The sequence below is a fragment of the Microbacterium sp. A20 genome (assembly GCF_004794515.1).
In the GTDB taxonomy this organism is placed as follows: Bacteria; Actinomycetota; Actinomycetes; order Actinomycetales; family Microbacteriaceae; genus Microbacterium.
The window spans coordinates 105,022-124,005 of sequence record NZ_SSDF01000085.1; the positions used below are offsets into that span (position 1 = coordinate 105,022).

Below are 18,984 nucleotides of genomic sequence, written 5' to 3' on the forward strand. Positions count from 1 at the left end.
ACATGGGAACGCTGCTGGTCCGTCCACCCGGTCACCGCCGTGACGTCGCGCTGCGCCCGGCGGCGACGGCGATGGTCTGGATCGGCGAGGGCCACCCGCACGAGACGATCGCCGTGCCGGGGGTCGCGCTGGCCGACGGCGACGTGCTCGTGGCGGTCGAGATGTCGACGATCTGCGGCTCCGACGTGCACACGGTGCAGGGACGACGATCCGCCCCGACCCCTCTCGTGCTCGGTCACGAGAGCGTCGGCAGGGTGATCGCGACCGGTGACACCGGTGCGAACACCGTCGACGGCACCCCGCTGCGCATCGGCGATCGCGTGGTGTGGTCGGTGACGATCTCGTGCGCGAGCTGCGACCGATGCCTGCGGGGGATGCCGCAGAAGTGCCGCAACCTGGGAAAGTACGGGCACGACCGGGTCGGCGCCCACGGCGACCTGACCGGTGCGTTCGCGAGTCACGTGCAGCTGCGTGAGGGAACCGCCATCGTGCGCGTGCCCGAGGCGCTGCCGGCATCCGTCCTCGCCCCCGCAGGGTGTGCGACCGCGACGGCCTGGGCGGCAGTCGCCAGGGCTGCGCGAGACCATGACCTCGAGGGTGCCGCCGTGCGGATCCACGGGGCCGGGCTCGTCGGGCTCTCCGCCGCCGCGATCGCCGCGGAGCAGGGAGCGACGGTCGAGGTTCTCGACCCGAACCCGGAACGCCGCGCGCTCGCCGCCCGATTCGGGGCGACGAGTCTGGACCGGGAGCCCGACGTCGTTATCGAGGCCTCGGGGCATGCCGTGAGCGCGGCCGTCGACGGGGTGGCCGTCGGCGGCACGGTGGTGCTCGTCGGCAGCGTGTTTCCCGCCGACCCCGTGCCGTTCGACGCCGAGAGCATCGTGCGGCGCCTGGTCACCGTCACCGGCATCCACAACTACACGGGAACCGAGCTCGCCGAAGCCGTCGGGTTCCTGGCGGGACGCGGACGCGCCTATCCGTTCGGCGACGCGGTCGGCGCGGTGCGCGGGCTCCACGAGATCGATGCCGCGCTCGCGGAGGCGGCGGCGCCCGGCGCACCCCTGCGGATCGGCCTGCTGCCGGGGCACTGACCCGCCGACGCCAGCCAGCCCCACCGACGACCTACGCGGGCTGCTGTCCGCTCCGGCGAGGACCCGCCTGTCGCAGACCTTCCGCATGGAAGGCGAGCAGCCGGACGGCAGCCTCGACCGTCGCCGCCAGCACTTCTTCGGGGTCGCCGGTGAGCGCCAGCCGACGGTGTCCGACGGCATCGGCAGTCGCCCATCCGAGGTAGACCGTGCCCGGGGGATGGCCTCCCTCGGGATCGGGCCCGCCGACTCCGGTCGTCGACACGCAGAGGTCGGCGTCGAGCAGGTCGCGAGCCCCCGTCGCGAGCTGCTCGGCGCACGCCGCGGAACACGGATCCGTGCCGGGGACGAGCCCGAGCACGCGCTCCTTCACATCGGTCAGATACGCCACGACGCCGCCGGCGAACCACTCGGACGCCTCGGAACCCGCTCCCACCGTGCTCGCCAGCTGGCCGGAGGTGAGAGATTCGGCCACGGCCACACGGAGACCGCGTTCGCGCGCGAGGTCGCTCAGTCGCTCGATGTGTTCGGTCACTGGGAGATGCCCTTCAGCCCGTGTCTTCCCTACGCGTTCTCCGCGGCGTCAGGCTGAGCAGACCCATCCTGCGTGGATCCGTCGCCGTCGCCGTCGTAGTCCGGACGCGGTGGCTGCAGCGGCTGATCGGAGTACTCGCCACCCTTGCGGCCGCCGTACGGGCGCCCGTGGTCGGCGAACTCGTCGCGGGCGAACACCAGAGTCCACGGCCCCGCCGTGAAGTGTGCTCCGGTGCGGAGCGTCTCGGTGTCCTCGCCCGGGTGCGTGGCGTCTGCGCCGGCACTGGCGTTCATCTCACCTGCGCCGTGCAGGGTCAGCACGTACTCGTCGCGGTCATCGTGCGTGATCGTGGCGTGCACCGGGTCGGTGTCGGCCAGGCGCAGCTCATTGCCCTCGGCGGACCCGATCCGCACCTCATCCGCTTCGAGCGCGAATTCGGTGCGCTCGTCGTCGCGGGTGATGCGCAGCCGCGGGTTGCCCGCGCCCCATTCGGCGTGTGTGGTTCCGGGGGTGTAGCCCTCGTCGGGGCGGTCGTCGATGTGTCGTGCGTTCATGGCAGTGCCCTCCTCGAGCTCGGGTATCCGAGATTAAGCGGGCGTGCGTGTTCTGCCGAGGGGGTTGACTTCGCGATGGCGGACACGCACCCGCCTTCGTGCGGAACAGAGGCGGAATACTGTCGCCGCGTGAGCGAGAATGGAGTGAGCCGTCGTCTCGGCCAGGCTGCGACCAAGGAGCACAGAATGGGCAAGTTCGTCTACGAAGGCGGAGTGAAGACCGAGATCGAGGACCGCGCTCTCACCCACCTGCAGCTGGTCATCACCGCCAAGCTGCGGCGCGGGGAGCCGTTCCCGTTCAGCTGGCGTGAAGACGCGAGCGTCGGTGGCGGACGCACGACCGTGTGGATCCAGCCGGGCAGCTCCTTGGTGTTCAAGTACTTCGGCAGCCGCCAGCCGTCCATCAACCGGGCGTGGATCGAGGCGCTGGCCTTCACCGCGAACGCGCCGAGCGGCCTGTACCTCGTACCCGAGCCCGCCGAGGCCGGTACGGAGCCGGGCACGGAAGAGATCCCGGTCACGCCTCAGCTCTGATCCGCTGCGGCGTCCGCGCCGCTGCCGTCGCGCACGGCCTCGAGAGCGGCCGGGGATGGACCCCGCACGTCGCCGCCTCCCTGCCGGGCTGTCAACCCCCTGCACCCGCGGCCGTCGATCGGGAAGAGTCGGTCGGACACCCCGAGACGAGGAGGATCGGCCATGACCGACAGCACTTCCGACCCGCGGCACGCGCATCGCGAAGAAGGCTTCCCCGCGCAGCAGCAGGATCAGCCAGGGCTCACGGAGCTGACACGTCCCGACCCCGACCACGGCGAGGAGAGCTACGTCGGCCACGGCCGCCTGGCAGGGCGCCGCGCGCTCATCACCGGTGGCGACTCTGGCATCGGTCGGGCGGTCGCGATCGCCTTCGCGCGAGAGGGTGCCGATGTCGCGATCGCACACATGCCGGAGGAGCAGGACGACGCGGAGGACACGCTCGCCCTGGTCCGGGAGGCCGGACGCACCGGTGTGAGCTTTGCCGGCGACCTGCGGGACGAGGCCTTCGCGACCGATATCGTCGCCCGGACGCGGAGCGAGCTCGGCGGACTCGACACCCTCGTGCTCAATGCCGCCTACCAGCACGACATCGACGGCTTCGACAGCCTGGAGACCGACCGGATGCGGCGCGTGTTCGACACGAACCTCGTCGGCCTGCTGTTCTCGGCCCGCGCCGCATACCCCGACCTGGAGCCGGGCGCGAGCATCATCGTGACGGCATCCGTCCAGGCCTACAACCCGTCGCCGGGCCTCATCGACTACGCGATGACCAAGGCCGCTCAGGTCGCTTTCGTGAAGGCACTCGCCGAGGAGGCCGGCCCCAAGGGCATCCGGGTGAACGCCGTGGCGCCCGGTCCGATCTGGACGCCGTTGATCCCCGCGACCGGCTGGGATGCCGAGCGGTTGGCGACCTTCGGCCAGGACACGCCTCTCGGACGCGCGGGCCAGCCGGCGGAGCTCGCGGGGGCCTACGTGTACCTCGCCTCGGCCGAGTCGTCGTACACATCGGGCTCGGTGATCGCGGTGACGGGCGGCAAGCCGCTCTGAGCTCGGTTCTGCCGCCGAGACCCCGCCTTCGCGTCGAAACCCCCGGGTAGCGGCGCATGCAGCCCGGGGTCTCGGCGCGTACCGGGGGTCTCGGCGACGCGGCGACGCGGCGACGCGGGCCGCCCGCCTAAGCTTGTCTGGTGCAGAAGCCCGCGGCGTCCGGACCCCTCGTGGGCGTCGCACTCGTCATCGGCTCGTGCCTCTCGCTGCCCTTCGGGGCGGCCGTGGCTGCACAGCTTTTCCCGGTGCTCGGGCCGTGGGGTGTCACCTCGCTGCGCGTCGCGATCGCCGCGATCCTCCTCGTCGTCATCGTGCGGCCGCGGCCCGGAAAGTGGACCCGCTCGCAGTGGCTCGCCGCCGTGCTCTTCGGCGTCTCGCTCGCCGCGATGAACGGCTTCTTCTACGCCGCGATCGACCGCATCCCGCTCGGCCCGGCGGTCGCGATCGAGTTCCTCGGCCCGCTCGTGCTCGCCGCGGTGCTGACCCGTCGCCTCGCGGATGCCGCCTGGGTCGGCGTCGCCCTCCTCGGCATGGTCGCGCTGGGCATCGACGGCCTGATCGGGGCCGAGCCGCTCGACCCGCTCGGGCTCGTGTTCATCCTCATCGCCGCCGGGTTCTGGGTGATGTATATCCGCATGAGCGCCCGCGTCGGCGCCCTCATCCCGGGCAACAGCGGCCTCGCGATGGGGCTCGTCGTGGCGGCCGTGCTGCTCATCCCGGTCGGCATCCCGGCAGCGTCGACCGTCGCGATGGATCCGCAGCTGCTGCTGCTCGCCGCCATCACCGCGGTGCTGTCGTCGGTGATCCCGTACAGCTTCGAACTGGCCGCGCTGCGCCGTCTGCCGCAGCGCGTGTTCGGGGTGCTCCTGAGCCTGGAGCCCGCGTTCGCGACGTTGGCCGGCTGGCTGATCCTCGGTCAGGACGCGACTCCGTTGCGGATGCTGGCCGTCGCCCTCGTGATCGCCGCCAGTGTGGGGACGACACTCGGTGTGCGGAAGGACCGCCGTGACGGCGGCCCTTCCGGCCCCTTCACCGCCCCGATACCGCTGCCCGACTGACCTCCGGCGTCGGCAGCGGGAACCGTCGACGCAGGATGACGCGCTGCACGAGCGTCCACACCACGGTGACGGTCAGATACAGCGCAGCCGCGAGCGGCACGAACGCCGCGAACACGGCCGTCAGGTAGTGCAGGGACGACATCACACGCAGCATCGTCCGGGAGTTGAGCGGCGAGTCGTCGCCCTCGACCGGCGTCGGGCGGAACACCCGGCGGGTGACCTCGGCGACCGCGATCATCACCGCGAGCAGCACCCCGAAGACGAGGAACGTCGCAGGCGTCGCCGTGCCGCCGAACAGCGCCGAGACCAGGCTCGTGCCCAGCGGAGCGCCGAACAGGTCGTGCGCGAGCAGCTCGTTCGGGTGCCCGGCGATCTCCGGCCGGAGGAACAGCGTGTAGAGGATGCCGACCACGGGGGCCTGCGCCAGCACCGGGAGTATGCCTGCGAACGGCGAGGTGTTCTCGGCCTTGTACAGCGCCATCATCTCCTTCTGCAGGCGTTCGGGGTTCTTCTTGTGGCGGCGCTGCAGTTCGCGGAGCTTCGGGGCGAGGCGCGCCCTGGTCTGCTCGGCCTTGGCCTGCGAGATGCCGACGGGGATGAGCAGTGCCCGCACCAAGAGCGTGACGAGCACGACGGCGAGGGCGGCGGCGGACGCCCCGGCGATCGGGGTGAGGAGGTCGGAGAGCCCGGTCAGTGCGCCGTAGGCGGCGTCGAGCAGGGCGGCGAGAGGGGGGAAGGCAAAGGGGTCCATGGAAGTGTCCGTTCGTGGCGTCGGGAAGGGTCGGCGAAGGCCGCGCTGTCCCGTCGTACGGACGGACTACGCGGCGGTCGCGACTCCCGGCGCCCGTGGGCGCGGATGCCCTGCAGCATCAGGATCGCTCTGCGTGAGAAGGGTTCCGACGTCGATGGCCCGCAGCGGATGCGGGGCATCTGAGGTGGCTCCGGGGCGCACGCTCAGCACGACCGCGAGCGTGAGCGCCGTCACGGCGAGCAGTGCGATGGCGAGGCCGAGGGCCGCGGCATCCGGCATCGAGACGAGTCCGAGTGCGGTCGCGACGAAGCTCAGCATCTGCCCGAACCACTCGCTCATGCGCACTCCCCTCTGCAGCCGAGGGTAGCACCGGGGCCTGCGAGACCGGCCGTCACGGTCGACCGTCCGCCTGCGCTGCGGGCGTAACGTCGAAGCATGAGTGACCTTCGCGCCCTGCTCGGGATCGAGCATCCGATCATCCTCGGCCCGTTCGGCGGGCTCTCCTCGACCTCGCTCACCGCCGCGGTGAGCAACGCCGGCGGACTCGGCTCGTTCGGCCTGTACGGATACGACGGCGACCGCATCCGCGCGACCGGGGCCGAGCTGCGTGCGGCGACCGACCGGCCGTTCGCGGTGAACATCTGGCTGCCCACGGGCGACGAGGTCGAGCCGAACCCGCAGCACACGATCTTCGCGCAGGCGCTGCAGCCGTTCTACGAGGCGGTCGGTGTCGACGTGCCGGCCCGGCCGGAGCGGTACAACCCGCCGCTCGAGGAACAGCTCGAGGCGATCTGGGAGATCGCGCCCGCAGTGCTGAGCGTGGTGTTCGGCGTGCCGACAGCGGCGGTCGTCGAAGAGGCGCGTCGCCGCGGCATCCGTGTCGTCGGTACGGCGACCACCGTGGCCGAGGCCGTCGCCCTGGACGAGGCGGGCGTGGATGCCGTCGTCGCGACCGGGGCAGAAGCGGCCGGCCACCGGGTGTCGTTCCTGCGCCCGGCCGAGGAGTCGCTGGTGGGGACGTTCGCCCTGGTGCCGCAGGTCGTGGACGCGGTCGGAGTGCCCGTGATCGCGGCGGGTGGGATCGCCGATCGGCGGGGGGTGGCCGCGGCGTTCGCGCTGGGGGCTTCGGGCGTGCAGGTGGGGACGGCGTTCCTCGCGACGTCGGAGTCGGCCACGAATCCGGCGCACCGCGACGCCATCCGCTCGACCGCCGCCGACGAGACCGTGCTCACGCGGGCCATGAGCGGTCGACTGGCGCGCGGCACGCGCAACCGCGCCGTGCGGGCGATCGAGGCGAGCGGCACGATCGCGCCGTTCCCGATGCAGAACTGGCTCACGGGCCGCTTCCGCACCGCGGCCGGACAGCAGAACCTGGGTGAGCTGCAGTCGCTGTGGATGGGTCAGGCCGCACCGCTCGTGCAGTACGACTCCGCCGCCGAGGTGTTCGCCGAGCTGCTCGCAGGGGCTCCGGAAGCTCCCTGACGTTCGCTCTGCTGTGTTCCGGTCGCACTTCCTGCCGCGCGGCTGTGTTCCGGTCGCAGTTTCTGCCGCGCTGACGGCCTCGGGGCGGCAGGAACTGCGACCGGAGCGGCGGGTGCGGACCGGAGCGGCGGGTGCGGACCGGAGCGGAGGGTGCGGACCGGGGCGGCGGGTGCGGACCGGAGCGCACGGTGCGGACCGGAGCGGCGGGTGCGGACCGGGGCGGAGGACCGGGGGCTAGAGGATGACCGTGGACTTGCCGTGCACGATCACGCGGTCCTCGGCGTGCCACTGCACGGCGCGGGCGAGTACCAGGCGCTCGACGTCGGCGCCGCGGCTCTGCAGCTGAGCCGCCGACTCGGAGTGGGTCACGCGCGTGACATCCTGCTCGATGATCGGGCCCTCGTCGAGGTCGGCCGTCGCGTAGTGCGCGGTCGCGCCGATGAGCTTGACGCCGCGGTCCTTGGCGCGCGCGTACGGGTTCGCGCCGATGAACGCGGGCAGGAACGAGTGGTGGATGTTGATCACCGGCACCTCGAGGCGCGTGATGAAGTCGTCGGTCAGGATCTGCATGTAGCGGGCGAGCACCACCAGGTCGACGTTTCCGTGCAGCAGTTCCAGCTGACGCTGCTCCATCGCGGCCTTGTCGCCGGAGGGGATGTGCACGAACGGCACCCCGAAGGAGCGGACGGACTCCGCCAGGTCGGGGTGGTTGGAGACGACCATCGTGATGTCGATGTCGAGCTGGCCGCGCTGCGTGCGCCACAGCAGCTCCATCAGGCAGTGGTCGTACTTGGAGACGAAGATCGCGACGCGCTTGCGCCGGGCCACGTCGTGCAGCGACCACTCCATCCCGAAGCGCTCGGCCACGGCGGCGATGTCGGCTTCGAGGGCCGGGCGTGCGGCGGAGAGCCCGTCGAGGTGGATCACGGTGCGCTGGAAGAAGCGTCCGCCCTCGGAATCGGTGGAGTGCTGGTCGAGCGAGATGATGTTCGCGCCGTGCTGGGCGAGCACCCCGGCGACAGCGGCGACGATGCCGGGCTGGTCGTCGCAGGCGATGAGCAGGCGGGCGGTATCGGGCTGAGACATGGGGGCTCCTCGAGGGTGTGCATCGATTCTGCCGTGGATGCACAGCGGGGGCGAATCGCGGGAGGCGACTCGCTACTCTGAGTCTCGTGGAAGCGAGTGACCTCGGCCTGGTGCTGATCCCCCTGTTGGCCGTCGCCGCGCCCCTGCTCGCCCGCGGCGTGCGCCCCGTGGTGCGGGTGCCCATCGTGGTGTTCGAGCTCGTGCTCGGCATCCTCGTCGGACCCGCCGTGCTCGGCTGGGTCGAGCCGGGGCCGCTGCTGGAGAAGCTCAGCGACTTCGGTCTGGCGCTGCTGTTCTTCGTGGCCGGCACCGAGATCGACTTCAAGATGGTGGCGGGCAAGCCGCTCGCCCGGGCTTCAGCCGGCTGGCTGCTCAGCGTGCTGCTGGGCATCGGCCTCGGGTTCTTCTTCGCGCCGGGCGAGGGGATGGTCGTGATCGGGATCGCGCTCAGCTCCACGGCGCTCGGCACGCTGATGCCGATCCTGCGCGATGCGCGCGAGCTCGACACACCCTTCGGTCGGGCGATCAGCACGATCGGGGCCGTCGGCGAGTTCCTGCCCCTGATCGCGATCTCGATCTTCCTGAGCACGCGGACCACGCCCATCGCCACGGCCGTGCTGCTGACCTTCGTCGTGCTGGCCGGCCTCGCAGTGCTGCTGGCGCATCGCGTGCCGCACGGTCGTCTGCACCGCATCGTCCTGGCCACCCTGCACACCTCCGACCAGTTCGGGGTGCGCTTCGTGATCCTGCTCATCGCCGCGCTGGTCGGACTCAGCGTGATGCTCGACCTCGACATGCTGCTGGGCGCGTTCGTGGCCGGCGCGGTCTGGCGCATCATCATGGCGCGGGCGCCCAAGGAATCCGCCGAGCAGGTCGAGAGCAAGATCGAGGCCATCGCGTTCGGCTTCCTCGTGCCGATCTTCTTCCTCTACACCGGCGTCACGTTCGACCTGCAGGCGCTGCTCACCTCGCCCGCGGCGCTGGCGCTGGTGCCGATCTTCCTGATCGCGCTGCTCGTGATCCGCGGTGCGGCCGCGCAGCTCTCGGCTCCAGCGGGGATGAGCGTGCGCGACCGTGCGGCGCTCGGCCTGCTCGCCGCGACCGGACTGCCGATCATCGTCGCGGTCACCGCGATCGGCGTGGATCAGGACATGCTCGACACCGGCACGGCCGCGGCCCTCGTCGGAGCAGGCATGCTCTCGGTACTGCTGTATCCGCTGATCGGCATGACCCTCCGTGGGGATCGCGAAGAGGTCGTCGGTCCGGCACGCGCGGGCGAGTCGCTGCAGGGGGAGCTGTGACCTCGGCATCCGCTCTGCTGACGGCCGCCGTGGCCGATCTCGCCGGGGCTCCGAAGGAGGGTCTCGGCGAGCAGCGCGACTCCCGGTGGCGGGGCCGCCGCATCGTGCGCGTGGGTGAGGCCTGGCATCTGGGCGTGCTGCTGCTCACCGAGACCCACGCGCTGGCGACCGCCGAGGTGCTGCGGGCCGCCGACCCCGGCCGCCGTGGCTACACGGCCGAGTCGGCGCGAGAGCGTGCCGAGCGCCGGGCCGAGGCTCTGCGCGGTGGCTTCGGCGAGGGTGAGGTCGTGCACGTGGGGTGGAGCGTGATCGACGTCGATGCGGTGGATGCCGGGGGCTCGTCGGGTCCGCTGTCTCTGGTCGACGGGGTCCCGTCGGTGCGTTGGAGCACGGCCGGGGGGTTCATGCCCCTGGAGGCATACCTGCGCGAGCGCGTCGGTCTGCTGCGTGACGGAGCGGCGAGCTGACGTCGGCGAGCTGATTCGATCCGGGCTGACTCAGTCCGGCCCGGCTCAGGCGAACGTCTCGGCGAATCGCCGGAGGAGTGCCGCGCCCTCGGTGACGGATGCCGCGAGCACCTGCTGCTGCACGGCGTCGAACTCGTCGGGGTCGAAGTAGCCGGTGGTGCGGTAGAACGTCATCCGGTCGGCGAAGTCGCGGGGAGTGGGCTCGGGGTGGAACTGCGCCGCGTACAGGTGCGTGCCCACGCGGTAGGCCTGCACAGGGCAGACGTCGTTGGTCGCGAGCAGCACCGCGCCGGTCGGGGTGCTCTCCGCACTCTCCTTGTGCGCCGTGAAGACCGTCAGCGCAGAGCCGCTGGGGCCGAACACGGGGTCGGCGGCGCCGGCTTCGGTCACGTCGATCACGGTGGCGCTCGCGGGCTCCGGGGTGTCGGTGACGACCTCGCCGCCGAGCATGCGGGTCACGACGCCGATGCTGAAGCAGGTGAAGAACACGGCGACCTCGGCGGCGATCGCCGCATCGGCCAACGTGCGCAGGTCGGCCTCGACACGCAGCTGCTCCGTGGATTTCACCGCGTCGGAGACGTTGTACGGAGACCCGCCGACCACGACCCCGTCGTACCCGCGCACCCGTGCGATGTCGAGCGGCGTCTGCAGCAGGTCGAGCCGGTCGACGACGTCGACGCCGAGTGCCCGCCGGAACGATGCGTGCTCGGCATCCGCCGCCCCGAGCTCGGGGCGCACGCAGACGTAGAGGAGCGAGGCCATCAGGAGATTCTAACGAGCGCGACGAACGTCGCCGGTCACCGGGAGGAGTTCGCGGTGCGACCGCGGACGATGCCGACGAACGTCTCGACGTCGGGCGTGGTGCGCTCACGCGGCCAGACGAGAGCGACGGTCGAGGTCGGTCCGTCGGCGAGGACGCGGTGATCGGCATCCTTGCGGTGATGCATCCGGGCGAGCGACATCGGCACGATCATGATGCCGACTCCGGATGCCGCGACCGCGATCGCCTGGTCGGTCGGCAGCGCGGCGAAGCTCGCCGGCGTCGTCCCCGGCAGGTCGAGGGCTCCGAGCACGTCGTCGGTGAGGCCGATCACGATCTCGCCCTCCAGGTCGGCGGATGTGAGCTCTTCCGCGGCCATCAGGTGCGAGTCGGCCGCGGCGACGACGACCGGGAGCTCGTCGTACAGGGGGATGATGTGCAGCGACTCGTCCGTCAGGGGCAGCCGTACCAGGGCGGCATCGACCTCGTCGAGGGCGGTGCGCTGCGTGGCGGCCTCGATCGGCACGAGTTCGAGCGGCACGCGCGGCATCCGCTGCTTCCACGCGTCGATCCACTTGCCCGGAGTCGCACCGGGCACCGCGCCTAGACGGAAGGTGCGCGGTGCCTCTGGCTCGGTCTGCGGGGCATCGAAGACGACCTTGGCCGTCTTCTTCTTGGGCTTCTGCGGGGGGAACCGCTCGGCGGGAGCGGCCTTGTTCCGGCGTACGGGTGTGCCGCGGCCTGCGCCCTTCGCGGGCCGTCTTCCCTGATTCGCCATGGGGACAAGGCTACTCGGCGAGCGGGCCCGGTACCTCTCGTCGGTCTTCGGTCGCCGCCGCCAGCTTCCGCTGTGCACGACGGATGAGACCCGCGGCCCCGCCGACGAGCAGCAGCACACCGGCGGTGAGCAGGACGATCGCGGTGATCGTCGTGGGCGTCATGGTCATCAGCGTGTCCGCGATCGCTTCACGACGGGTGGCGTCGGCGAGCTGGCTGAGCGCGACGGCGGCGATGGAAGCGAACAGGAGTCCCCAGATGATGGCCGCCCAGCGGGTGCGGGGACGGGTGGTCGTCTCGGTGATCGGGGGAGTGCTCATCACTGGTCTTCCTTCTTCGGCTCGACGACGGTGATGGAGATCTCGCCGCTGTTCTGATCGATGGTGACGGGTTGGATGGTGGTGGTCGACGCGTTCTCCGCAGAGATGTTCTCGACGACGACCGACTCCCCGCCGCGCTGCGTGGCCGACCAGGTGCCGGAATCGATGACGTTGTAGTACTCGGCGTCGACGCGGGTCCAGGTGACGTCCGCCGTGTCGACGGTCGCACGCAGCTGCAGTTGGACGCCCGGATCCACCTGGATGAAGGTCGTGCCGGAGCCCTTCTCGATCACGATCGGCCGGGGCGCGTCGTCGTGCTGATTCAGCGACACGTTGAGCTCGCCGAACGGCTGCCGGATGTGCTCCGCGCGGTAGTTCGTGACCGACGCCCAGCCGAGGGTGAAGCCCTGCAGGGTGGAGAACCCGCCGACGATGAGGCCACCCACCAGGGTGATGACGGTCGCGAAGGCCAGGAAGCCGCTGCGTCGGCGGAAGGCTCCGGCGACGATCATGCCGAGCGCCAGGATGAGGGCGGCGGCGAGCAGTCCGAGGGCGACACCGACCAGTTCGCCACCCGCGACAAGACCGACGGCGGCCCCGGTGATGATCGCGAGACCGAGGATGGTCGCGGCGAACGCGAAGCCGGCGCGCGGGTTCGATGCGCGGCGGATGCGGCGACGCTCGGCGGCCTCGGCGGCGAACACGGCGGCCTCGGCCTGGCGCTCGCGGCGCAGCTGGTCGCGGGCGGCGCGCTCGGCATCCTGTTGCTGGCGTCGCCACGTCTGGTCCTGTTCCTTCCAGGCGGCGTGCTGGGCGCGCCACGCCTCGAGGGCAGCCGGGTCCTGCGAACCAGGGGGAAGGGGAGCGGGAGGTGCGGGCGGGATCGCTGCCGTCGCTGCGGGGTCGAACGCCGCGACGGCTGCGGCGGTCGCGGCGGGGTCGAGGGGCGGGAGCTCGGATGCCGAGCCATCGGATGCGACCACGGTGTTCGCGACCACGGTGTCGGCATCCGGCGCGGCATACGTGCCGTACGGGAGTGTGGCGTCCGTCCCCTCGGCGGTACCCGAACCGCCGAGGGTGACGGACGCGGCCGGGGCCGCCTGATCTGCGGAAGCCATCGGCAGATCCGGCGCGGAAGCACCCGGGGTGCGGCTCGCAGCACGCACGATCAGGATGAGCAGGACGGCGACGAGCACGAGGCCGATGATCCAGCTCATGAGAGACAGGGCCGACCAGCCGTCGTAGCCGAGCCCGAAGAGGCGTCCGGCGAGCGGAGCGGTCGGGAACAGGCCGATGACGGCCATCGCGAGGATGCCCCACTGCACCGGCTGGTAGTCGCGGCGGAGCAGATCACGGACGTGCACCCGGCCGTCGACATCCGGCAGCAGCGCCCAGGCCGCGGCGTAGAGGAAGATGACCGGCAGGCCGAAGAGGGCCGCGACCACGAGGACGCCGCGGACGATCAGCGGGTCGATGCGCAGGCGTGCGGCGATGCCCGCCGAGACGCCGCCGAGCCAGCCCTCGGAGCGGGCGACGCCGAGCCCGGCGACCCAGAGGAGGAAGCGTTCGGCTCCGCGAGGGATGCCGGTGCCCGGTGTGCCGGTGGCCGGAGCGGCGTGGTCGGCGGGGGGCGGTGGCGCAGTCGGAATCGTCATGCTTCGATCCTGGCGGCAGCGGTCGGTTCCCTGCCATGGGGGGAACCCCTGAGCGACCCCTGATTCTGCGCCGGGGAGGACCCGGGCAGGGCACGCGGATGATTGGATGGCGTCATGTCCTCTTCGGCGCACGCTTCTGCGCGACCTCCGCGCGTGGCGGCGCCGCCGCGCCCGCCGCTGACCCGCGACCGCGACTGTCTGGTGGCCGGCGTGAGCGCCGGTCTCGCGCGTCACCTCGGCGTGCGCGTGGGGCTGGTGCGGGCGCTGTTCATCGCGCTCAGCCTCTGCGGCGGCGCCGGCATCCTGCTCTACGCCTGGTGCTGGGTCTTCACCCCGTGGGCCGAGGGCGAGAGCGCACCGACGAGGCGGATGCCGGTGGCCTGGCTGCTGCTCGCCCCTGCCGCCGTCGGGGCGCTCGTCGTGCTGGTCTGGCGTGGGGGCAGCGACTGGCTGAACGGGTCGATCCCTTCGGGTCTCGCCGTGGTCGTGGTGGGTGGCGCGGCAGCGTTCGCGACCGGTGCCGGGCTGTGGGCCACCCTCATCGATCGCACCGACACGGCTCGCGGGCCGCGGCACACGATGACCGTGCGGGTCGTCTCGATCCTGCTGCTGGCGCTGCTGTTCACAGTGCTGCTGTCCTGGCCCGTCGCCCGGTCGGGAGTGGCACTGGTGCTTCTCCCGCTCGCCGGGCTCGCCGCCGTGGCCTCGTCGGCGCTGATACCCCGCTGGCGCGAGCTCTCCGGTGAGCGGGTCCGCCGCATCCGCGAGGAGCAGCGCAGCCAGATGGCCGCGCACCTGCACGACTCGGTGCTGCAGACGCTCGCCCTGATCCAGAACAGGGCCGGTGCATCCAGCGAGGCTGCTCGGCTCGCCAGAGCGCAGGAGCGTGAGCTGCGGGCGTGGCTGTACGACGGCGACGCCCCGGCCGACAGCGACCTGCCGACGGATCTGCGCGACTATGCGGGGGCGCTCGAGCTCGACTACCCCGTGCGCATCGACGTGGTCTCGGCCGGCCTGTCTGCCGAGCGCGCGAGTGGTGAGTTGGCGGCCGCGGCCCGAGAGGCGATCCTGAACGCGGCGCGGCACGCGGGCGGTGAGATCTCGGTGTACATCGAGGGCAGTGCGACCGGTGTCGACGTCTTCATCCGCGACCGCGGTGCCGGGTTCTCGCTCGACGATGTGCCGAGCGACCGCCTCGGCGTGCGGGAGTCGATCATCGGCCGGATGCGCCGCGCCGGCGGCTCGGGTGGCGTCCGCAGCGACGAGAACGGCACCGAGGTGCACCTGAGCATCACGTCGAGCGCGCACCAGGATCGGCAGGCCGCGCGACCCGCGCCCACCAGGGAGGAGAACCGTGGCTGACAGCATCCGCGTCGTGATCGTCGACGACCACTCGATCTTCCGCTCCGGCCTGCGCGCCGACCTCGATGCGAGCGTCGACGTGGTGGGCGAGGCGGCGGATGTGCCGTCCGCCTTGGCCGTGATCGGCGCGACGCAGCCCGATGTGGTGCTGCTCGACGTGCATCTGCCCGGCGGCCCCGGTGACGATGCGACCGGGGGAGAGGCCGTGATCCGCGGCTCGGTGCCGACCGCGGCACGGTTCCTCGCGCTGAGCGTGTCGGATGCCGCGGCCGATGTCGTGCGCGTGATCCGTGCCGGGGCGAGGGGATACATCACCAAGGGATCGTCCGGCATCGAGGTCAGCAAGGCCGTGCATGCCGTGGCCGACGGCGATGCGGTGTTCTCTCCGCGGCTCGCCGGCTTCGTGCTCGACGCGTTCGGGGCGGTCGCGGGTGAGACCGCGACCGCGACCGATGAGCTCGACCGGCTCTCGGCGCGCGAGCAGGAGGTCATGCGACTGATCGCCCGCGGCTACGCCTACAAAGAGGTCGCCTCCGAGCTGTTCATCTCGATCAAGACGGTCGAGACCCACGTGTCGTCCGTGCTGCGCAAGCTGCAGCTCTCGTCGCGACACGAACTCACCGCGTGGGCGTCGGAGCGGCGACTGCTGTAGTCGCCGGGCGGTGGGCGGGTCACGCTGCGAGGCGCGCGCTCACCGCGAAGGCGGGCCGGTCAGGCTGCGAGCCAGAGGCCCTTCTGGTCCGTCGCGATGGTGAGGCCTGCGGCGACCGTCTCGTCGTCGCCGATCCTGGCGCCGCGGACGATGCGCGCTCCGGCGCCGATGTCGGTGCGGACACCCACGTATGCGTGATCGCCGACCGCAGCGCCCTGGCCGATGTGCGCGTGCGCGTCGACGAACGCGCCCTCGCCGACCACGGCGTCTTCGTCGATCCAGGCGCCGCGGGCGATGGTCGCCCCGGCGCCGATGCGCGCGCCCGGTTCGATATAGGCACCCGCCTCGATGTGCGCCTTCGGATGCACCTTCGCGCCATGCGCGACGAGACCTCGACCGTTCGCGTGCTTGCGGTACCGCAGCGTCGCGCCCTGGTCGTTCTCGATGTCGACGTAGTTCTTACCCACGATTCCTCCCGTGCTCCGGAGTTCTCCGGATATATCAACAACCACGGCAGGGGCGGATTCATTCCCGCGGATGGATGTAGGGAGCGCGTGAGAGGTTCTCTCCGGCCTCCAGAGAGGCGGTGCGAAAAGAGGACGCTCGTTATCGGGTGCAGCAGGAGGAGCCGATCCCCCCGGAGTAATCAGCTCGTGCCATGATCATGGCGGTCCGGCGGTCTGGCGGACCCGATCACGATTTCAAACGGGTGCAGTTGCGTGCACGCGCAGAAGTGCCCGTGGTGATGACCACGGGCACTTCTGTTGAGGCAGGGTTCTGTGGTGTGTCTCAGAACCAGTGCAACCACTTTCCGAGAAAGTAGATGCCGGTGCCCACGACGAGTGCACCGACCCCGATCGAGGACCACATCATGCCTCGTCGTGTCGTGTCTTCTGGCGACAGCTCGCGGAAGGATGCGCCAATCGGATTGCCATTGATTCCGGGCATCTGCGCGAAATCCTGACGGTACGGTTCCGAGCTCTCTTCTTGGTCTGGTTCCATGGTGCCCCCTGTCGGCTCTTCCTCTCCGTTCAAGAGAGGAATCGCGGTGCCTTCGGCTCAAATGTCTGATGTCGCTGGAGGCCGACGAACGGTAACACTTTACATGTGCCTACAAGCTTGTTCGCGTGTACGCGCCCTCGTCGGCCGAGGTCGCCGCGGAGCCGATCACCCGCGCGAGATCCGCAGGCCGGCTCCACATCGGCCAGTGTCCGGTCGGGAGGTCGATGACTTCGAGATCATCGAGGGCGTCGACCTCGGCGAACATGGGATGCCCGGCGCGGGCGAGTTCCAGAAGTTGTGCGCTGGGGATGGAGCAGCAGACGAGGGTGGTGGGGACCCGGCGGCGCGCGTCGTTCGTGAGTTCGACGGGCTCCCGGAGCACCGGCCCGGGCTCGGGGACGGCTCGGGCACGGAAGCGCTCGAGCATCTCGGCGCTCAGACCTTCGAGGCTGGCCTGCTCTCCGAGGACATCGAAGGGCGGCAGAGGCAGCTCTTCCACCGCGTCGGGGAGCTCCGGCGCGAAGACGCTTCCCGGTGCGACGGGGCCGGAGTCGACCCAGACGATCCGGCGGATGAGCTCCGGATGCCGGTCGACCACGATGCTGAGCGGAGCGTTGGCCCCGCTGTGGCCCACGAGCACCACGGGCTGCTCCGCCGAGGCGCCCGCGCGTGTCATGGCCTCTTCGATCGCCGCGGCCTGATCGTCGAGGGTCCGGGAGGATCGCTCGGGATCGTGCGCATCGAGACCGGGGAGCGTGATCGCGATGGCGTCCTGACCGTTCGCTGTCAGACCCTCCCGCACCTCGTCCCAGGCCCAGGCGCCGAGCCAGTGGCCCGCGATGAGGATGATGGTCGGATTCCGTGTTTCTGTCGTCATATCTCGATGCTCGCAGCCGCTCCGGACAGCTGTATGGCACTATTTCTGTCATGAAATCCACGAGGTGCCGGCGGTGAAGCGAACCGAACGGCTCCATGCGCTCACGGAGATCTTGCGCCGCAACGGCACGCGCGGATACACGGCGGAGCGCCTCGCCGCCGAGTTCGAGGTATCGGTGCGGACGGTGAAGCGAGACCTCGCCGCGCTGGCGAGCAGCGGCGCGGCGGTGTGGTCGCGCCCGGGGCCCGGCGGCGGCTACGGGTTGGCGTCGAGTGCATCCCTGCCGCCCGTCACCCTGTCGCCGGCCCAGGCCGTGGCACTCCTGGCGGCTGTGTCGGCGGCGCCCGATGCTCCCTACTCCGATCTGGCATCGGCGGGGGTGCAGAAGATCATGGACGTCCTCGATCCCCGCACGCGGGAGAGGGCAGCCGACCTGGGGCGTCGAGTGTGGGTCGATGGATCGCCCCCGTCCTCCCGCGCCGTCCGGTCGGTGCTCGAGGAGGCGATGGCCGAGCAGCGGACGATCCGGATCCGGTACACCTCCCTCACCGGTGCCACGACCGCGCGTGAGATCGAGCCCGTGATGTTCGCCTCCACGAACGGCCAGTGGTACCTGGTCGGCTGGTGCCTTCTGCGCGACGCGATGCGCTGGTTCGTCGTGTCACGCATCGAGCAGGCCCGCATGACGACCCGCGCATGCAGCGGTCACACCGTGCAGGAGGTCGGGACCCCGCCGGCGAACGCCCGGCCGGTGCACGGGCGCCGCAGCGAGTGACCGACTCGGTCGAGCCGTCAGCGGCGCTGCGAGGTCAGCGCTGGCAGACCGGACACCAGAACGTGATGCGCTCGCGGGTCGGATCGGCGCCCTGCTCGCCGCGCCGGATGAGGGTTCCGCAGCGGCGGCACGGGCGCCCGGCGCGGCCGTAGACCCAAGTGCCCTGGCCCGGACGGTCGATGCCCGTGAAGGTGCGGTGGCGGCGGTCGCGGTTGGTGCGGATGGTGCGCACCCCGAGGTCGAGGAGGGCGGCCAGGTCAACCTCGGGCGTCGGACGCGTCGGCACGATTCCGCGCAGGAACAGGAGCTCTGCCGCGTACTCGTTGCCGAATCCCGCGACGTTGCGCTGATCGAGGAGGGCGACGTGGATGCTGCGGGTGTCGGCTCCGAGTCGTCGGAGGGCCTCGGCCACATCCCAGTCGTCCGCGAGCGGATCGGGGCCGAGGTAGCCGACGAGCTGGTCCTCGTCGCGAGTGGGGACGACCTCGATCTCGGCGATGTCGACGCCGACGGCCTCGCGCTCGGAGGTGCCGACGATCGCACGGACCTTGAAGGCCGGATGCCGCCACTTCTCGCCTCGGCGGTAGGTGAACCACGCGCCGTCCATGCGCAGATGCGAATGCAGGGTGCTGTCGCCGATGCGCATGAGCAGGTGCTTGCCGCGCGGGACGACTCCGTGCACGGGCTGACCGGTCAGGTCGAGCGTCGCGAAGCGGGGCACGCGAAGGTCGAAGCGCGTGACCTCGGCGCCGGCGATGGCCTCGTCGAGGCGCCTCGCGGTGCGGAAGACGGTGTCGCCCTCGGGCATCAGGAGGCTCCGGATCCCGCGCCGAGATGCGGGGGCGGCGGAAGCGGCGACGGCGCGGCGTGCGGTGCCGGCGGGGGAGGCATCGTGGCGGGC

General features: G+C 71.2%; 23 protein-coding genes. 10 read left to right on the forward strand and 13 right to left on the reverse strand.

All coding sequences use genetic code 11. The features are described from left to right. Positions 1-2: 2 nt before the first annotated feature. On the forward strand, positions 3-1,091 hold the full coding sequence (locus tag DW298_RS14520; protein WP_136043171.1) for an alcohol dehydrogenase catalytic domain-containing protein: 1,089 nt from the start codon (positions 3-5) through the stop codon (positions 1,089-1,091). A 31-nt stretch (positions 1,092-1,122) separates the two neighbouring features. Here the strand turns inward: DW298_RS14520 and DW298_RS14525 are convergent, their stop codons facing one another. Beyond that, positions 1,123-1,623 carry a CinA family protein gene (locus DW298_RS14525; RefSeq protein WP_136043172.1) on the reverse strand — a complete coding sequence of 167 codons (501 nt, stop codon included), beginning with the start codon at positions 1,621-1,623 and terminating at the stop codon, positions 1,123-1,125. A gap of 29 nt (positions 1,624-1,652) precedes the next feature. After that, positions 1,653-2,177 carry an FHA domain-containing protein gene (locus DW298_RS14530; protein WP_240745146.1) on the reverse strand — a complete coding sequence of 175 codons (525 nt, stop codon included), beginning with the start codon at positions 2,175-2,177 and terminating at the stop codon, positions 1,653-1,655. Between the two features lie 186 nt (positions 2,178-2,363). Here DW298_RS14530 and DW298_RS14535 point away from each other — a divergent pair, with 186 nt between their 5' ends. From DW298_RS14535 to DW298_RS14545, 3 genes are all read left to right on the forward strand, one after another. Next, positions 2,364-2,711 carry an ATP-dependent DNA ligase gene (locus DW298_RS14535; protein WP_136043207.1) on the forward strand — a complete coding sequence of 116 codons (348 nt, stop codon included), beginning with the start codon at positions 2,364-2,366 and terminating at the stop codon, positions 2,709-2,711. A 162-nt stretch (positions 2,712-2,873) separates the two neighbouring features. Next, complete coding sequence (locus DW298_RS14540) at positions 2,874-3,758, forward strand: SDR family oxidoreductase (protein WP_136043173.1); 885 nt, start codon at positions 2,874-2,876, stop codon at positions 3,756-3,758. A gap of 140 nt (positions 3,759-3,898) precedes the next feature. Then, positions 3,899-4,816, forward strand: a complete 918-nt coding sequence (locus DW298_RS14545) for a DMT family transporter (RefSeq protein ID WP_136043174.1) — start codon at positions 3,899-3,901, stop codon at positions 4,814-4,816. Here the strand turns inward: DW298_RS14545 and yidC are convergent. Beyond that, positions 4,788-5,567: a membrane protein insertase YidC gene (yidC, locus tag DW298_RS14550; RefSeq protein ID WP_136043175.1), complete on the reverse strand. Its 780-nt coding sequence runs from the start codon at positions 5,565-5,567 to the stop codon at positions 4,788-4,790. The two genes, DW298_RS14545 and yidC, sit on opposite strands and share 29 nt — an antisense overlap. A 66-nt stretch (positions 5,568-5,633) precedes the next feature. Then, positions 5,634-5,906, reverse strand: coding sequence for a DUF6412 domain-containing protein (locus DW298_RS14555; RefSeq protein WP_136043176.1), 273 nt, complete (start codon positions 5,904-5,906; stop codon positions 5,634-5,636). A 96-nt stretch (positions 5,907-6,002) separates the two neighbouring features. Between DW298_RS14555 and DW298_RS14560 the strand changes: the two genes are divergently transcribed. Continuing rightward, a complete protein-coding gene (locus tag DW298_RS14560) occupies positions 6,003-7,049 on the forward strand; it encodes a nitronate monooxygenase (RefSeq protein WP_136043177.1) in 1,047 nt (348 codons plus the stop codon). 234 nt (positions 7,050-7,283) lie between these two features. Here DW298_RS14560 and purU read toward each other — a convergent pair whose 3' ends face one another. Next, a complete protein-coding gene (gene purU, locus DW298_RS14565; protein WP_136043178.1) occupies positions 7,284-8,135 on the reverse strand; it encodes a formyltetrahydrofolate deformylase in 852 nt (283 codons plus the stop codon). 86 nt (positions 8,136-8,221) lie between these two features. On the opposite strand from purU, the gene DW298_RS14570 reads away from it, so the two are divergent. After that, positions 8,222-9,436 (forward strand): cation:proton antiporter, encoded by a 1,215-nt coding sequence (locus tag DW298_RS14570; RefSeq protein ID WP_136043179.1) that lies wholly within the window; start codon positions 8,222-8,224, stop codon positions 9,434-9,436. Continuing rightward, complete coding sequence (locus DW298_RS14575) at positions 9,433-9,903, forward strand: glutaminase (RefSeq protein WP_136043180.1); 471 nt, start codon at positions 9,433-9,435, stop codon at positions 9,901-9,903. The genes DW298_RS14570 and DW298_RS14575 overlap by 4 nt, the downstream gene beginning before the upstream one ends. A gap of 45 nt (positions 9,904-9,948) precedes the next feature. Here DW298_RS14575 and DW298_RS14580 read toward each other — a convergent pair whose 3' ends face one another. The 4 genes from DW298_RS14580 to DW298_RS14595 are packed head-to-tail and all read right to left on the reverse strand — an operon-like array spanning position 9,949 to position 13,415. Next, complete coding sequence (locus DW298_RS14580) at positions 9,949-10,665, reverse strand: GMP synthase (protein WP_136043181.1); 717 nt, start codon at positions 10,663-10,665, stop codon at positions 9,949-9,951. Positions 10,666-10,700: 35 nt separating this feature from the next. Next, complete coding sequence (locus DW298_RS14585; RefSeq protein WP_136043182.1) at positions 10,701-11,441, reverse strand: LysR family transcriptional regulator substrate-binding protein; 741 nt, start codon at positions 11,439-11,441, stop codon at positions 10,701-10,703. Positions 11,442-11,451: 10 nt separating this feature from the next. Continuing rightward, positions 11,452-11,760 carry a hypothetical protein gene (locus tag DW298_RS14590; RefSeq protein ID WP_136043183.1) on the reverse strand — a complete coding sequence of 103 codons (309 nt, stop codon included), beginning with the start codon at positions 11,758-11,760 and terminating at the stop codon, positions 11,452-11,454. Next, complete coding sequence (locus DW298_RS14595; RefSeq protein WP_136043184.1) at positions 11,760-13,415, reverse strand: PspC domain-containing protein; 1,656 nt, start codon at positions 13,413-13,415, stop codon at positions 11,760-11,762. Before DW298_RS14595 ends, DW298_RS14590 begins: the two co-directional genes overlap by 1 nt. A 114-nt stretch (positions 13,416-13,529) precedes the next feature. Between DW298_RS14595 and DW298_RS14600 the strand changes: the two genes are divergently transcribed. Both DW298_RS14600 and DW298_RS14605 read left to right on the forward strand, forming a co-directional pair. Continuing rightward, positions 13,530-14,777, forward strand: coding sequence for an ATP-binding protein (locus DW298_RS14600; RefSeq protein WP_136043185.1), 1,248 nt, complete (start codon positions 13,530-13,532; stop codon positions 14,775-14,777). Continuing rightward, positions 14,770-15,429: a response regulator transcription factor gene (locus tag DW298_RS14605; RefSeq protein ID WP_136043186.1), complete on the forward strand. Its 660-nt coding sequence runs from the start codon at positions 14,770-14,772 to the stop codon at positions 15,427-15,429. The genes DW298_RS14600 and DW298_RS14605 overlap by 8 nt, the downstream gene beginning before the upstream one ends. Before the next feature lie 59 nt (positions 15,430-15,488). On the opposite strand, the gene DW298_RS14610 is transcribed toward DW298_RS14605, so the two are convergent. The 3 genes from DW298_RS14610 to DW298_RS14620 form a co-directional block, all read right to left on the reverse strand. Then, positions 15,489-15,896 (reverse strand): DapH/DapD/GlmU-related protein, encoded by a 408-nt coding sequence (locus DW298_RS14610; protein WP_136043187.1) that lies wholly within the window; start codon positions 15,894-15,896, stop codon positions 15,489-15,491. A gap of 322 nt (positions 15,897-16,218) precedes the next feature. Beyond that, entirely contained in the window at positions 16,219-16,431 is a 213-nt protein-coding gene (locus tag DW298_RS14615) for a hypothetical protein (RefSeq protein ID WP_136043188.1), read from the reverse strand. Positions 16,432-16,540: 109 nt separating this feature from the next. Then, positions 16,541-17,308 carry an alpha/beta fold hydrolase gene (locus DW298_RS14620; RefSeq protein ID WP_136043189.1) on the reverse strand — a complete coding sequence of 256 codons (768 nt, stop codon included), beginning with the start codon at positions 17,306-17,308 and terminating at the stop codon, positions 16,541-16,543. Between the two features lie 73 nt (positions 17,309-17,381). On the opposite strand from DW298_RS14620, the gene DW298_RS14625 reads away from it, so the two are divergent. Beyond that, entirely contained in the window at positions 17,382-18,083 is a 702-nt protein-coding gene (locus tag DW298_RS14625) for a WYL domain-containing protein (RefSeq protein WP_136043190.1), read from the forward strand. A gap of 34 nt (positions 18,084-18,117) precedes the next feature. On the opposite strand, the gene DW298_RS14630 is transcribed toward DW298_RS14625, so the two are convergent. Next, a complete protein-coding gene (locus tag DW298_RS14630) occupies positions 18,118-18,891 on the reverse strand; it encodes a DNA-formamidopyrimidine glycosylase family protein (RefSeq protein ID WP_136043191.1) in 774 nt (257 codons plus the stop codon). Between the last annotated feature and the right edge of the window lie 93 nt (positions 18,892-18,984).